This is a genomic window from Mycobacterium sp. (assembly GCF_052143115.1).
Classification (GTDB): Bacteria; Actinomycetota; Actinomycetes; order Mycobacteriales; family Mycobacteriaceae; genus Mycobacterium.
In genome coordinates this window covers 14,387-27,509 of the sequence record NZ_JBKQTQ010000126.1, presented here as the reverse complement: position 1 = coordinate 27,509, position 13,123 = coordinate 14,387, and the positions used below count along the sequence as shown (strand labels likewise).

Here is a 13,123-nt window from a genome sequence, read left to right as displayed (position 1 = left end):
AAAAACGGAGCCGCCATGTCCCGAAAGGACCATCCAAACAACGCCCCGGGCATCCCGATGATCTTTCCGCCCTGGTTTGAGAGCTTTCAAACCAGATACTTCAACCCGGCGGTAAAGCCGATCGCGCGCTATCTTCCGACGTTCTCGGTCATCAAGCACCGTGGCCGCACATCCGGCAAGGAGTACGAAACCATCGTCGCCGCGTACCGCAAAGGCAACGTGCTGGCCATCGGGCTGGCCCACGGCAAAACGGATTGGGTGAAGAACGTGCTGGCCGCCGGTGAAGCCGACGTGCACTTCATCCGCAAGGACGTCCACATCACCAACCCCCGAGTACTGCCCGCCGGAAGCGACGGCAAGGGGCTGCCCTTCTTGGCCCGCCAGCAGATCGGGCGCGTCGGGGTCTTCGTCGCCGATATCGCCTAGGCCGGGAGCCTGCAGCGCGACGAGATTGCGCCCAGGGTCGTGGATTTTGAGAGATCACAGCCCTGAGTGCGATCTCGACGATGGACTCGCTCTTAGTCCGAAAAGTGAGCGCCTAAAGGCGCGTAAACACGGTCTTTCCGGCCATCGTCGGCCAGACCGATGGCGCGTCGTCCCACGCCACGACGCGGTCGACGACCGGCGACAGATCGCAGCCGCCCGCCAATAGCTCCAGGATTTCCGGGATGACGGCGCGCGCGCTGACCCGCCCGGTGATGAATCGCACACCGCGGGTGTACATCGGCAGCAGCGGCATCTCGACGTTGTATTCGGGGTAAATCCCGGTGTCGGTGCACACGCCATCAGGCCACGTCGCACGCAGCGATGCGGCAAGCAGCGCCGCATCGCCGCTGGTGTGCACGGTGACGGGATAGGGATCCCAAGACTCGTCGGGTTTGGCTACCTCATGAACCACTGCCCCGAGCTTCTCGGCGGCCGCCAGCCGGTCCGAATCGGTATCGACGTAGTCGACATGGAAGCCGAGTGCTGCCGCGAACGCCGTCGCGTACAGCCCGATCGAGAGTCGGCCGACGACGAGGACGCGGCGATCGGCCTGATCGAGCCCGGCCAGCTCCGCGCGGTAAGGCCCGACCGCGCGCCAGCCGTCAGGAATGTTGTCCGACAGTGAGGCGATGGCAACCGGATCGACGCCGCCGGGTATCGGGATGAGCATCGCGTCGGCGTAGGGCACGAGCACCAGATCGCTCATGAATCCGCCGCCGTCCAGACCGGCAAGCGGCGCCATTCCGTACATCGCCATCATCGGCAGTGACGCGCATGAACCCGTGACGCCGCGGCGGCATTCGCGGCAGTCTCCGCAACTGATCTGAAACGGCACGACCACGCGGTCGCCCACTCGGACGCCGGATACGTCGTCGCCCACCGCGACCACCTCGCCGAGTCCCTCATGGCCGACTGCATGTCCGGGCGGCATCGGCAGTCGGCCGTGCGCGACCGCGACGTCGAGGTCGCAACAGGCCACCGCCAAGGGCCTGATCAGGGCCTGCTCCGGCGCGGTGATCGTCAGATCGGGCACGTCGCGCCACATGTATTGCCCGACATCTTCGAACGTCAACTGCTTCATCTCAGCATTCTTGAGTGATTACTCAAGTATTGTCAATAGCGTGCCGAGACCTGACCGCAGCCGGGCCGCGTTGATCGACACCGCGGCCACGCTGTTTCGCCGCCAGGGCTACGCCGCGACCGGACTCACCCAGATCCTCGCCGAGGCAGGCGTCAAGCCCGGTTCGCTGTATCACCACTTTCCGCAGGGCAAGCAGCAGCTGGCCGCTGCCGTCGTCGATGGCACCGGGGCCGCGATCGAGCAGCTGCTGCGCAGATTCCTGGCCGGCGGTCTGCCGGTGGCGGACATCGTCGATCGGTGGGTTGACTTGCTGGTCGACGGGCTGACCGCCGATCGGCGCGACGGCTGCCCGATCGAGCCGATCGCCACCGAATCGGTGAATGCCAGTCCACTGGTGCGCGCCGCGTCGGCACGTGCCTTCACCGGCTGGTGCAGGGCGATCGAAGAGCGGCTGGTCGCCGAAGGCTGGTCCGCGGCGGACGCGGAAAGCGTTGCGGTTGCCGTCATCTCATTGATCGAGGGAGCGTTGATCCTGTCCCGCATCGCGGGCGATGCGGGTGCACTCGTCGCCGCCAAACCGGCAGCACGCCGCTTGCTTCGCCGCTAGATCGCGGCCGCCGGCGCGCCTATGCTGGATAAACGGGGCGCCGCATGACACGGGATGAACTGTTCGCCTCGATCGTGGCGATACGCCCCGGTCGCGATGACCTCGTGTACCTCGAGCGCTGCGGCGATGCCTACAACTGGCGGATGCTGACGGGCACTGAAACGCCGTCAATCCCCTCTCCGGCAACCACTCCCGACGTGTGGATGTCGTTTTCGGCCAGTTGGCCCCTCGACGAACCGGAGCGGCTGCGCGCGTTCTTCGACGATCTGCTCGCCGAACTCGAGTCGATGGCCAACAGCGCGGACCGGTGTCGGTGGCCGGTCGACGAGCCCTGGCCGCAGCAGCACGTGCACCATCACTGAGGGCTGAACCCATGGTCGACTATCGGATCACCGCGCACGAGCGCACCTGGTTCAAGCGCTGCCGCCGGCAGTGGGATTTCGCCTCACCGCATCGCCGCAACCTGCGATCGGTCGCGTTCGTCCAGCCGGCCCTGCCCGCCGCGCTCAAGGATGCGTTGGCGGTGTACTACTACCCCGGTACCTGGGACTGGCAACACGAGGTGACCCAGCCGCTGGTGCACAAGGCGCTCGAACGGTCATTGGAGGATGCCGACGCGACCGACGTCCTCGACATGGCGGCAGCGTTGCTGGACTGCTATGACGCCTGGGCAAGCGCTATCGATGACTTCGCACCGGTCAAGATCAACCTCGATGTCGACGCACTGGTCCCCGATCCCGACGACCCCCAGCGGGGATTGTTGGTGCACGACGGATCTCCAGTCATCTACCCGTGCCGAATCGATTTGGTGGCCGTAGACGCTGCCGATGATTACTGGGTGGTCTGCCATCACATCGTCGACGAGTGGCAGGACATCGACGCGCTGGTCCGCGACGAGCAGGCAGTGGCGGCCTGCTGGGCGTTCGAGCACGACTACATCGGCGTACAGATCGCCGGAACCATCCACAACGAGGTCCGCATCGCCGGCCCACTCAAATTCCCGCCCGCCGGGTCCGCGACGAAGCGGCTGCCGAAAGCGGTGGCCCAACACGAGCCCAGCGGCGGTGGTCGATCGCTCCCACAGCACCGACGGATGTCGGCGCAGGCGTCACGCCCCGCTGCAACCGACCGCACCGAGCAGCGCACCGCGGGTGTGCTGCGTCGCACTCGCATCCGTCGGAGCCGCCACGAGATCACCTCGGTGGGGCCGGCGATCGCTGCCGAGGCGGTCGATATGACCGGTTGGCCAACCATTTACCCGACGTTCGCCGCACATTGTCGTGACTGCGAATTCAACGCGCCGTGTTCTGCGATCACCGAGGGTGCTGATCCGGAACCGTTGCTGGAGGAGAACTTTCAGCGACCGCCCGACGAACCGCGTAAGCCGAGATTGGGTCAGTCGACGTGGGGCTTCGGCCGGGGCGCCGCGCCACCACGGTGGTGAGTTCCCCGGTCGTCCCACGACCTATAGCTCGGGCATGGCTAGTCTGAGTCTTCATGGTCACCGATTACAACGAAAATCGGTTTGCCGAGCAGTATCAACGGGCCAGGTCTCAGCCCTTCCATTTACGTGTCGAAGCCTATTCATTCATGAAGCTGATCGGCGATGTCGAAGGCAAAAGAGTGCTCGATGTCGCCTGTGGTGAAGGGCATTTCACCCGAATGCTGCGCAACGCCGGTGCCGCAGAGGTGGTCGGAATCGACATTTCCGAGCGCATGATCGACTTGGCCCGTGCACAGGAGGCGCGCCGACCGCTCGGTGTCGAGTACCGCGTCGAAGACGCCCGGGCCGTGGTGGGGCAAGCGGATTTCGACCTGGTGGTCGGTGCCTGGCTGCTGGTGTACGCGCAAACCGCAGCCGAACTCGTGCAGATGTGCCGGGGGCTGGCGAGCCGGCTCAATTCGGGCGGGCGCTTTGTCACCCTGGTCAGCAACCCCTCGGTGTACGATTTCGACCCGCTGCCCGACTACCGCAGGTACGGCTTCACGTTGTCGCTCGCCGATCGCGCGTTCGAGGGTGCGCCGACCAAAGTGATCCTGCTGCTGGAGGATTCGACGCTGGAGATCGAGAATTACTACATGCCGATCGCAGCCTACGAGTCCGCGTTGACCCAGGCGGGTTTTCGGGACTTTGCAGTGCACATGCCCGAAGTGTCACCCACCCCAGATGACGAACCCGGCTATTGGCAGGACTTCCTGACGTATCCGAGTTTCATCCTGTTGGACTGCGTCAAGCCCTGACGGTCAGATGTCCAAGCCGATGTCGAGCACCCGCACCGAGTGGGTGAGCGCGCCGACCGCCAGGTAATCCACGCCCGTCCCGGCGTATTCTGCAGCCGTATCCAGCGAAAGCCCGCCGGACGACTCCAGTTTGGTTGCCGGCGCCCGGGCATCGCGGCGTTGCACCGCGATCTGGGTCTGCCAGACCGGAAAGTTGTCGAGCAGCACCAACTCGGCGCTCTCGTCCAACACCTCGTCGAGCTGCTCGAGCGAGTCGACTTCGACCTCGCACGGCAGTTCGGGTGCGGCCGCGCGCACCGCGCGTAGCGCCGCGACCACCGATCCCGCCGCCGCGACGTGGTTGTCCTTGATCAGTGCCGCATCGCCCAAGCCGAGCCGATGGTTGACGCCACCGCCGACCCGGACCGCGTACTTCTGCAGTGCCCGCAGGCCCGGCAGCGTCTTACGAGTGTCGCGGATCTTCGCGTTGGTGCCGTGCACGGCGTCGACCCATGCCGCCGTTGCGCTGGCAATCCCGGACAAGTGGCAGACCAGGTTGAGCAGGGTGCGCTCGGCGGTCAACAGGCCGAGCATCGGTGCCTCCACCGTCAGCGCGGACGCCCCCGGCTGCAGCCGCGCGCCGTCCTCGACGCGGTCAAGCACCCGGTAGCCGCCGGCGCCGAGCACCTCGTCGAGCACCAGCAGTGCGATGTCCACACCGGCGATGACACCCGGCTCACGGGTGATCAGCGATGCGGTGGTGGCGGCGCCGTCGGGCACCGTCGCCAGCGTGGTGACATCCGGCCCATAACGCAGGTCCTCGTCGAGCGCGCGGCTGATCGTGGCGCGAGCCTCGGCGAGCTCACATTCCGACAAAATCAGTCCAGCCATCAGCAGACTGCCACCGGCTCCTCGACCCGCACGCTGTCGTCATCGGCCAGCCGGACGACGATGCTGCGGGCCTGGACGACGGTGGTGTCGGGGTATTCGGCGCGGTGGTGACAGCCCCGGCTCTCGTCGCGGGCCAGCGCGGCGGCCGCCACGGCGCGGGCGGTCACGGTCAACGCCGCGTCTTCGAGGTCGACATTGGTGAACATGACGCGCACCGGCGCGGCCGACAGCGTGCCGGTCAGCCGGCGCAGACCATCGGCGTCGCGAACCACCGACGCATCGCGGCTCATCGCGCGCTGCAGGTCGGCCCGGGCCAGCGCGGTGCGGCCGGTCGGCTCCGGCACGCTCGCGCGCGGACGGCCGACCAGCGCCGCGTGTCCCGCCGCGGCCCTTCCCGCCCGGCCCCCGACGACCAGCCCCTCCAGCAGGCTGTTGGAGGCCAGCCGGTTGGCGCCGTGCATGCCGGTTCGAGCGACCTCGCCCGCGGCGAATAGGCCGGGCAGCTCGGTTTGTCCATGCACATCGGTGACCACGCCGCCGCAGCTGTAGTGCGCACCCGGAACCACCGGGATGGGCTGGCGGACCGGGTCGACGCCGACTTTGCGGCACGCGGCGGTGACGGTCGGGAAACGGTTCTCGAAATCGACGATGCTGCGGGCGTCGAGGTAAACACACGGGTCTCCGGTTGCGCGCAGCCGGGCGTCGACGGCGGCCGCCACCACATCGCGCGGCGCCAGGTCGCCCATCGGATGCACGCCTACGGTGACCGAATTGCCTTGACTGTCAACCAAAACCGCGCCTTCACCGCGGATCGCCTCGGTGACCAGCGGTCGTCGGCCGCCGCGGTGGCCGTTGAACAGCATGGTGGGGTGGAACTGGATGAACTCGACGTCGCTCACCGCGACACCGGCCCACAGCGCCAGCGCGATCCCGTCACCGGTCGAGCCATCGGGATTGGTGGTCGCGCCGTAGAGGTGCCCCAGCCCGCCGGTGGCCAAGATCACCGACGCCGCGTGAAAGATGCCGACGCCATCCGGATTGGCCACCAGCACCCCGGTGACGGAATCCGTCCCCGCGCCCGCATCGTGCAACAGGCGCAGGGCGACGTGGTTGCTGCGGATGTCCAGCGCCGCCGCCGCATGGTCGAGTGCGCGCTGGACCTCGGCGCCGGTGGCATCGCCGCCGGCGTGCACGATGCGCCGCCGTGAATGCCCGCCTTCGCGACTCAGCGCCCATCCGCCGGCCGCCGCCTCGTCGAATCGTGCTCCCGCGCCGACCAATTCGGTCACCGCCTGGTAGCCGTCAGCAACTATCGACGTCACGGCGTCGGCATCGCAAAGGCCGGCACCGGCAGCAAGCGTGTCGGCGACGTGTGCGTCGATTGAGTCGTCGGTATCCGGCAGCACCACCGCGATGCCGCCCTGGGCGTAGTGCGTGGTCGTCACGCCCAACCTCCGGCCCGCCTTGCTGAGCACGACAACCCGGCGCCCGGCACGATGGGCAGCCAGCGCGGCGGCCAGGCCGCCGACCCCGGTGCCGATGACGACGACGTCGGCCCGCTGCTCCCAGGCCGGCCGAATCCTCATTCGCCGCCGCCGGGCTGGCCGATCGCGATCATCCGCTGCACGCTTTGCCGCGCCAGGCGGGCGATCTGGGCATCGACGTCGACTTCGTCGGCGCCCTCGATCAGGCAGCGCAGCAGCGCCGCGGGGGTGATCATCTTCATGTACTTGCACGACGCTCGATCGTTGACCGCGCGGAAGTCGACGTCAGGTGCGGCATTGCGCAGCTGATACAACATCCCGACCTCGGTGGCGACCAGCACCTGACGGGCGTGGGTGGCACGCGCGGCTTCGAGCATGCCGCCCGTCGACAAGATCTTCACCCGGTCCTGTGGGAAGGCGCCCTCGCCGGCGAGATACAGCGCCGACGTCGCACAGCCACACTCCGGGTGGACGAACAATTCGGCGTCCGGATGCATACGGGCCTGAGCGGTGAGCTCGTCGCCGTTGATCCCTGCGTGCACGTGGCACTCGCCGGCCCACACGTGCAGGTTCTCCCGTTCCGTCTCCCGGCGCACATGCGCCCCGAGGAACTGGTCGGGGCAGAACAGCACCTCGCGGTCCGCGTCGATGGAGGCGACCACGTCGACGGCGTTCGACGACGTGCAGCAGATGTCGGTGAGCGCCTTGACCGCCGCGGTGGTGTTCACGTACGAGACGACGACGGCGCCCGGGTGTTCGTCCTTCCAGGCCTGCAGATCCTCGGCGGTGATCGAGTCGGCCAGCGAGCAGCCCGCCCGCTGGTCGGGGATCAGCACGGTCTTCTCCGGGCTGAGGATTTTCGCGGTCTCCGCCATGAAGTGCACGCCGCAGAACACGATGGTTTCCTCGGGCGCCTCGGCGGCAATACGCGACAGCGCCAACGAGTCACCGACGTGATCGGCGACGTCCTGGATGGCCGGCAGCTGGTAGTTATGCGCCAGAATCGTCGCGTTGCGCAGCTCGGCCAGCCGCCGGATCTCGGCCGCCCACCGTTCGTCGCCGTCGACGCCGGCGTAACCGGTGGGAGAACTGGTGATAGCTGCGGCCAGGTCTTTTACCAACCCATTTGCCACCGGGTCTGAGCGATTCAGGACCGTCATGGCCGTTCCTTTCGCACCCGACCCGGTTTTCGACTTATAATCGAAAACATGGCCCATGGTAGCACTGCCCACGAAGTGCTCGCTGTCGTATTCCAGGTTCGCGGTCTCGGGCCCGGGCCGAAGGCCCAAAAGCCGCAGCTCAGCGTCCTGCTGTGGCAACGCGCCCGCGACCCGCAGCGAGGTGCGTGGTCGTTGCCGGGCGGACGGCTGCGCCACGATGAGGACATGACGACGTCGGTGCGACGTCAACTGGCCGAGAAGGTCGACCTGCGGGAAGTCGCTCATCTGGAGCAGCTCGCGGTGTTCTCCGATCCCGAGCGGGTGCCCGGCACCCGCACGATCGCGTCGACATTTCTGGGTCTGGTGCCCTCCCCCGCCACCCCGGAATTGCCGCCCGACACCTGCTGGCACCCGGTCACCGCACTGCCGACGATGGCGTTTGACCACGGCCCGATGATCGCCCACGCCCGCACCCGGCTGGCCGCCAAGATGTCCTACACGAACATCGGATTCGCTTTAGCTCCAACCGAATTCGCGCTGTCGACGCTGCGTGACATTTACGGTGCCGCGCTGGATTACCAGGTCGATACGACGAACCTGCAGCGCGTGCTGGCCCGTCGCGGCGTCATCACCGCGACCGGCACCGTCGCGCAATCCGGGCGCAGCGGCGGCCGCCCTGCGGCGCTGTACCGCTTCACCGATTCACAGCTGCGGGTAACCGACGAGTTCGCCGCCCTGCGACCTCCCGGCGGGCCGACTGGATTCTTAATGCCTTCTTAAGCAACAATGCCTGGATGGACATTGGCAGCCTTGCGACCACAACCGGCGCGGAATGGATCGGTCGCGCACCACACGAGGAATTGCGGCCCAAGGCCCGCCCGCTGCTGCCGCCGGACGACCCGTTCTACCAGCCGCCACCCGGTTACCAGCACGCCGTGCCCGGCACCGTGCTGCGTTCGCGCGACGTCGAGCTGGCCTTTCTGGGGCTAGTAGCGCAACGGACCATGGGTACCCAGCTGTTGTATCGCACGACGGACATGAACGGGTTGCCGGTGGCGGCGGCGACCACGGTGATCGTCCCTGCAGGCATCACGCCCGAGCGGCCCTGCCCGGTGTTGTCGTATCAGTGCGCGATCGACGCGGTGACATCCCGCTGCTTTCCCTCTTACGCGCTGCGACGACATGCGAAGGCCGTGGGCTCGCTGGCGCAGTTGGAGTTTCTGTTGATCAACGCCGCCCTCGCTGAGGGCTGGGCGGTGTCGGTGCCTGACCATGAGGGTCCCGACGGAATTTGGGGCGCGCCGTACGAACCCGGGTATTGCATTCTCGACGGGATCCGGGCGGCCTTGCACTCGGAGCGCCTGGGGTTGTCCCCGTCCGCGCCTGTGGCGTTGTGGGGGTACTCCGGCGGCGGACTGGCGAGCGCGTGGGCCGCTGAACTCTGCGCCGACTATGCACCCGAGTTAGACATCGTCGGCGCGGTGCTCGGATCACCAGTCGGCGATCTCGGCCACACCTTCCGTCGACTCAACGGCAGCTTGCTGGCCGGTCTGCCGGCCATGGTGATCGCGGCGCTGTCGCACCTCTACCCCGATTTGGACCGGGTGATCGAGGAGCACACCAACTCCGAGGGGCGGGCTGTGCTGGAACGGTTGGAACGGATGACCACGGTGGGGGCCTGCATCCGGATGGCGAAGAAGGACGTCAATATCTACCTCGACTGGCCGCTCGACGAGATCCTGGCGATGCCGGAGGTGCAATACGTCTTCGACAACATCAAATTGGGTAAGGCCACGCCCAAACCGCCGGTGTTGCTGGTGCAGGCCGTGCACGACTACCTGATCGCTGTCGAGGACATCGACGAGCTGGCCCACACCTACATGGCCGGCGGCACGAAAGTCACCTACCACCGCGACGCGTTCAACGAACACCTGCTGCTTCATCCGCTGTCTGCGCCAATGACACTGCGCTGGCTGCGGGACCGGTTTGCCGGCCGACCGCTGACCGATCATCTGGTCCGCACGAAATGGCCGACGTTGTTCAACCCGGCGACCTACGTCGGCATGGCGCGACTGGCCGCGATCGCGGCCAAGGTGATCACCGGAAAGGCGATCCACCGCCGCCCGCTATGAGCGCGCGGACGTCGGCGCATCCGCGGGCTGCGGACAAGACGGGTCGACGGCCGGATAGCCGCCGAGATCATCGCGCGCGGTTGCCGCGACCGGTACCGCATATACCAGGGCGGCGGTGCTCGCGGGTAACAGCAGCGTGCAGGCGATCTGCCACGGCGTGCGACCGAAGAACACCGGCGGCGCCTCGGTGAAGTAGTAGAACGGGTGGTCGTGACTCACCGGCGCCGCGGCGACATCCACGACGCCGTAGCGCAGATGCACCAGCAGCACGCCGACTCCGGCGGCGGCCGCGGCGGCGATCACCACACCGGTGCACAGCCCGACGACCATTCCCGGGCCGCGGTGTGCCCGCCACTGCCACGCGAGCACAGCCGCCACCGCGGCGACGACGCTCACCAGCCCGAGCATCAGAAATGGCGCGACGAAAAACTTCTCGGATTCATCGCCCAGGTAGTCCTGCAACCGATCACCCTCGTGGGTCAACGCCACCACTCCGTGGATCGGCGGGGCGATCCACGACCAAAGCACGCCGACGAGCACGCCCGCGGGCAGCAACCCCGCCGCAGTCGCGACGACCGCCCGCCGCCGCGACGTGCGCGGGGCGTCGGACGGCTGCGGCCCAGTCATCGGCGCGCTTCCAGGTCGGCCGAGTCCACCAACCCGTGCCGCGAACACTTGGCCCACCAGCCGTCGGGTCGGACCTGCACCACCATCCGGCGGCCGCACTCGGCGCAGAATCGGGGCGGCTCAAGGCCGAGCTGGGCCGCCGTCGGCACGGTACGACCGGTCGGGTCGTCGCGGCACGACAAGCCGGTATAGACGTTGTAGACACCCGCACCGATCGGTGCAGGCAGATCGCGAACCATCAACTTCTCGTTCTACAGGCTGGCGTTGAGCGCCTTGATCGGCATCTGCAGATCGTCGAGCAGCGCGAGATCGGCCTCAGCGGGGCGGCCCAGTGTGGTCAGGTAATTGCCGACGATTACGGCGTTGATCCCGCCCAGAATGCCTTGTTTGGCGCCAAGGTCGCCAAGGGTGATCTCGCGACCGCCGGCGAAGCGCAGCATGGTGCGCGGCAATGCCAGCCGGAATGCGGCCACCGCCTTGAGCGCTTCGCCGGCCGGCAGCACCTCCAGGTCGCCGAACGGCGTGCCGGGACGCGGGTTGAGGAAGTTCAGCGGCACCTCGTCGGGGTCCAGCTCGGCTAGGTTGGCGGCGAACTCGGCGCGCTGCTCCACCGTCTCGCCCATGCCGAGAATGCCGCCGCAGCACACCTCCATGCCTGCCTCGCGCACCATCGACAGCGTCTGCCAGCGCTCTTCCCAGGTGTGGGTCGTCACGACATTGGTAAAGAACGAGCGGGCGGTCTCCAGGTTGTGGTTGTAGCGATGCACCCCCATCGCCGACAGCCGGTCCACCTGCTCGGCGGTCAGCATCCCCAACGAGCAGGCGATCTGGATGTCGACGGCATCGCGGATCGCCTCGATACCTGCGGCCACCTGGGCCAGCAACCGCTCGTCGGGTCCGCGCACCGCCGCGACGATGCAGAACTCCGTGGCACCCGTCTTCGCGGTCTGCTTCGCCGCCTCCACCAGGCTGGGAATGTCGAGCCAGGCGCTGCGCACCGGCGAGGCGAAGAGCCCCGACTGCGAGCAGAAATGACAATCCTCCGGGCAGCCACCGGTTTTCAGGCTGATAATGCCTTCGACCTCGACCTCGGGTCCGCACCAGGCCATTCGCACCTCGTGGGCCAGGGCCAAGAGTTCCTCGAGTCGGTCGTCGGGCAGTTGCAGCACCTGCAGCACCTGCTCCTGGCTCAGTCCCTCACCGCGCTCGAGCGCCTGCTGACGGGCCACGGTCAGGATGTCGGTGCTGTCGGTGCCGGGGGTTGGCCGAGTCGCCGCCTGAGTCACCCGCTACTCCTTATGTCTGTTGAACCACGTCCACGTCGTGTGCGAGCACGCGGGACGGTAGCGCCCCGGCTCATCACGGCCTGCGTTGAACGGTGCCCACGCTAGGCTAGCGGTGTGCACCCGCACAAACGTGATGTGGTTGCAGCGGCCGCCGCGGGTACCTGGATGGGTACAAGGTAGAGCCCCCGAAATGAACGCAAGTGACTGATCAGCACGTCGAGTACCTGGCCCATCATTGGATCCTGCTGGCCGGGCCGGCGTTCCTGGGCCTCTTCGCCTTTGTGTGGATGGAATTGGCCAGCCCGAACCCGGCCTCGCTGCCGTGGGTCAAATGCTGGCTGCTGATCTATGCCGTGGTGCTGTTGGGCGGGGCTTGGCTGTGGGGACAACGATGGTTCGCCCGGGTCGACCCGTTTGGGGTTTACAGCATGGCGATTTCGCGGCTGTCGCCGTTTCGACGCAACCCGGAAACCGGGAGAATCGCGATCGGCAACCCGTTCGACCATCTGTTGTCCTTGCCGATTCGCCCAGGTGTGGTCGCGATTTTGGCGGTGCTGCTTGGCTCGACCGCGTTCGACAGCTTCTCGTCGTCGGTGACGTGGCGCAACTCCGCCGACCGGCTTGCGAAAGCTGTCGGCGATGTACCGGTGACGGTGTCGTTGTCGGCGCTGCGGACCGTCGGGTTGGTCATCTTCATTTCGGTTGTGGCGCTGACTTTTTCGTTGGCCGCCCGCGCCACTGGAGGGATCAACCCCGAGCAGCGTCGCGCATTACCGGGCCAGATGGCGCACTCGCTGATCCCCATCGTGGTGGGCTACATCTTCGCTCACTACCTGTCCTATCTGGTGGAGCGCGGTCAACAGGCCGTGTTCGCCCTCGCCGATCCGTTCGGCCGGGGATGGAACCCGCTCGGGCTGGCGCACCTGCACGCCGCTTATGTGCTGTCCCTGCATCCGACCGTGCTTGCGGTGATCAAGGTGTCATGCGTGGTCACCGGACACATCGTGGCGGTGATTGCGGCCCATGACAAAGCGCTGCGTCTCCTGCCGGCCGGCCATCAGCTCACCGGCCAGCTCACCATGATGCTGGTGATGGTCGGCTATACCTTTACCGGGCTGTACTTGCTTTTCAGCGCATAGCACCCGTGTT

14 protein-coding genes and 1 pseudogene are annotated in these 13,123 nt (G+C 67.0%); 8 read left to right on the top strand and 7 right to left on the bottom strand.

The window, feature by feature from the left end; genetic code table 11:
- The first annotated feature begins 15 nt into the window (after window positions 1-15).
- The gene (locus tag ACLQI9_RS13840; protein WP_442381746.1) at window positions 16-426 is read left to right on the top strand and encodes a nitroreductase family deazaflavin-dependent oxidoreductase; all 411 of its coding nucleotides are present in this window, start codon (window positions 16-18) and stop codon (window positions 424-426) included.
- A 112-nt stretch (window positions 427-538) separates the two neighbouring features.
- Here the strand turns inward: ACLQI9_RS13840 and ACLQI9_RS13835 are convergent, their stop codons facing one another.
- Window positions 539-1,567, bottom strand: coding sequence for an alcohol dehydrogenase catalytic domain-containing protein (locus tag ACLQI9_RS13835; protein ID WP_442381745.1), 1,029 nt, complete (start codon window positions 1,565-1,567; stop codon window positions 539-541).
- 40 nt (window positions 1,568-1,607) lie between these two features.
- Between ACLQI9_RS13835 and ACLQI9_RS13830 the strand changes: the two genes are divergently transcribed.
- Genes ACLQI9_RS13830 through ACLQI9_RS13815 form a run of 4 tightly spaced genes read left to right on the top strand, consistent with a single transcriptional unit; the run spans window position 1,608 to window position 4,415 of the window.
- The gene (locus tag ACLQI9_RS13830; RefSeq protein ID WP_442381743.1) at window positions 1,608-2,174 is read left to right on the top strand and encodes a TetR/AcrR family transcriptional regulator; all 567 of its coding nucleotides are present in this window, start codon (window positions 1,608-1,610) and stop codon (window positions 2,172-2,174) included.
- A 44-nt stretch (window positions 2,175-2,218) separates the two neighbouring features.
- On the top strand, window positions 2,219-2,536 hold the full coding sequence (locus ACLQI9_RS13825) for a hypothetical protein (RefSeq protein ID WP_442381741.1): 318 nt from the start codon (window positions 2,219-2,221) through the stop codon (window positions 2,534-2,536).
- An 11-nt stretch (window positions 2,537-2,547) separates the two neighbouring features.
- Entirely contained in the window at window positions 2,548-3,618 is a 1,071-nt protein-coding gene (locus tag ACLQI9_RS13820; protein WP_442381739.1) for a hypothetical protein, read from the top strand.
- A gap of 53 nt (window positions 3,619-3,671) precedes the next feature.
- On the top strand, window positions 3,672-4,415 hold the full coding sequence (locus ACLQI9_RS13815) for a class I SAM-dependent methyltransferase (RefSeq protein WP_442391777.1): 744 nt from the start codon (window positions 3,672-3,674) through the stop codon (window positions 4,413-4,415).
- A gap of 3 nt (window positions 4,416-4,418) precedes the next feature.
- Here ACLQI9_RS13815 and nadC read toward each other — a convergent pair whose 3' ends face one another.
- From nadC to nadA, 3 genes are read right to left on the bottom strand one after another with little or no spacing between them, the layout of a single operon-like run.
- Entirely contained in the window at window positions 4,419-5,276 is an 858-nt protein-coding gene (nadC, locus tag ACLQI9_RS13810; RefSeq protein WP_442381770.1) for a carboxylating nicotinate-nucleotide diphosphorylase, read from the bottom strand.
- A gap of 8 nt (window positions 5,277-5,284) precedes the next feature.
- The gene (locus tag ACLQI9_RS13805; protein WP_442381735.1) at window positions 5,285-6,871 is read right to left on the bottom strand and encodes an L-aspartate oxidase; all 1,587 of its coding nucleotides are present in this window, start codon (window positions 6,869-6,871) and stop codon (window positions 5,285-5,287) included.
- Complete coding sequence (gene nadA / locus ACLQI9_RS13800; RefSeq protein ID WP_442381733.1) at window positions 6,868-7,929, bottom strand: quinolinate synthase NadA; 1,062 nt, start codon at window positions 7,927-7,929, stop codon at window positions 6,868-6,870. Before nadA ends, ACLQI9_RS13805 begins: the two co-directional genes overlap by 4 nt.
- Before the next feature lie 48 nt (window positions 7,930-7,977).
- On the opposite strand from nadA, the gene ACLQI9_RS13795 reads away from it, so the two are divergent.
- Window positions 7,978-8,709: an NUDIX hydrolase gene (locus tag ACLQI9_RS13795; RefSeq protein ID WP_442391776.1), complete on the top strand. Its 732-nt coding sequence runs from the start codon at window positions 7,978-7,980 to the stop codon at window positions 8,707-8,709.
- 14 nt (window positions 8,710-8,723) lie between these two features.
- Window positions 8,724-10,061 carry a lipase family protein gene (locus tag ACLQI9_RS13790; RefSeq protein ID WP_442391775.1) on the top strand — a complete coding sequence of 446 codons (1,338 nt, stop codon included), beginning with the start codon at window positions 8,724-8,726 and terminating at the stop codon, window positions 10,059-10,061.
- Here ACLQI9_RS13790 and ACLQI9_RS13785 read toward each other — a convergent pair.
- From ACLQI9_RS13785 to bioB, 3 genes are read right to left on the bottom strand one after another with little or no spacing between them, the layout of a single operon-like run.
- Window positions 10,056-10,688 (bottom strand): DUF2567 domain-containing protein, encoded by a 633-nt coding sequence (locus tag ACLQI9_RS13785; RefSeq protein WP_442381727.1) that lies wholly within the window; start codon window positions 10,686-10,688, stop codon window positions 10,056-10,058. The two genes, ACLQI9_RS13790 and ACLQI9_RS13785, sit on opposite strands and share 6 nt — an antisense overlap.
- A complete protein-coding gene (bsaP, locus tag ACLQI9_RS13780; protein WP_442381725.1) occupies window positions 10,685-10,927 on the bottom strand; it encodes a biotin synthase auxiliary protein BsaP in 243 nt (80 codons plus the stop codon). The genes ACLQI9_RS13785 and bsaP overlap by 4 nt, the downstream gene beginning before the upstream one ends.
- A 12-nt stretch (window positions 10,928-10,939) precedes the next feature.
- A complete protein-coding gene (bioB, locus tag ACLQI9_RS13775; protein WP_442381724.1) occupies window positions 10,940-11,974 on the bottom strand; it encodes a biotin synthase BioB in 1,035 nt (344 codons plus the stop codon).
- 254 nt (window positions 11,975-12,228) lie between these two features.
- Between bioB and ACLQI9_RS13770 the strand changes: the two are divergent.
- Window positions 12,229-13,113: pseudogene (locus ACLQI9_RS13770) on the top strand (hypothetical protein); the annotation flags it as partial.
- Window positions 13,114-13,123 lie beyond the last annotated feature (10 nt).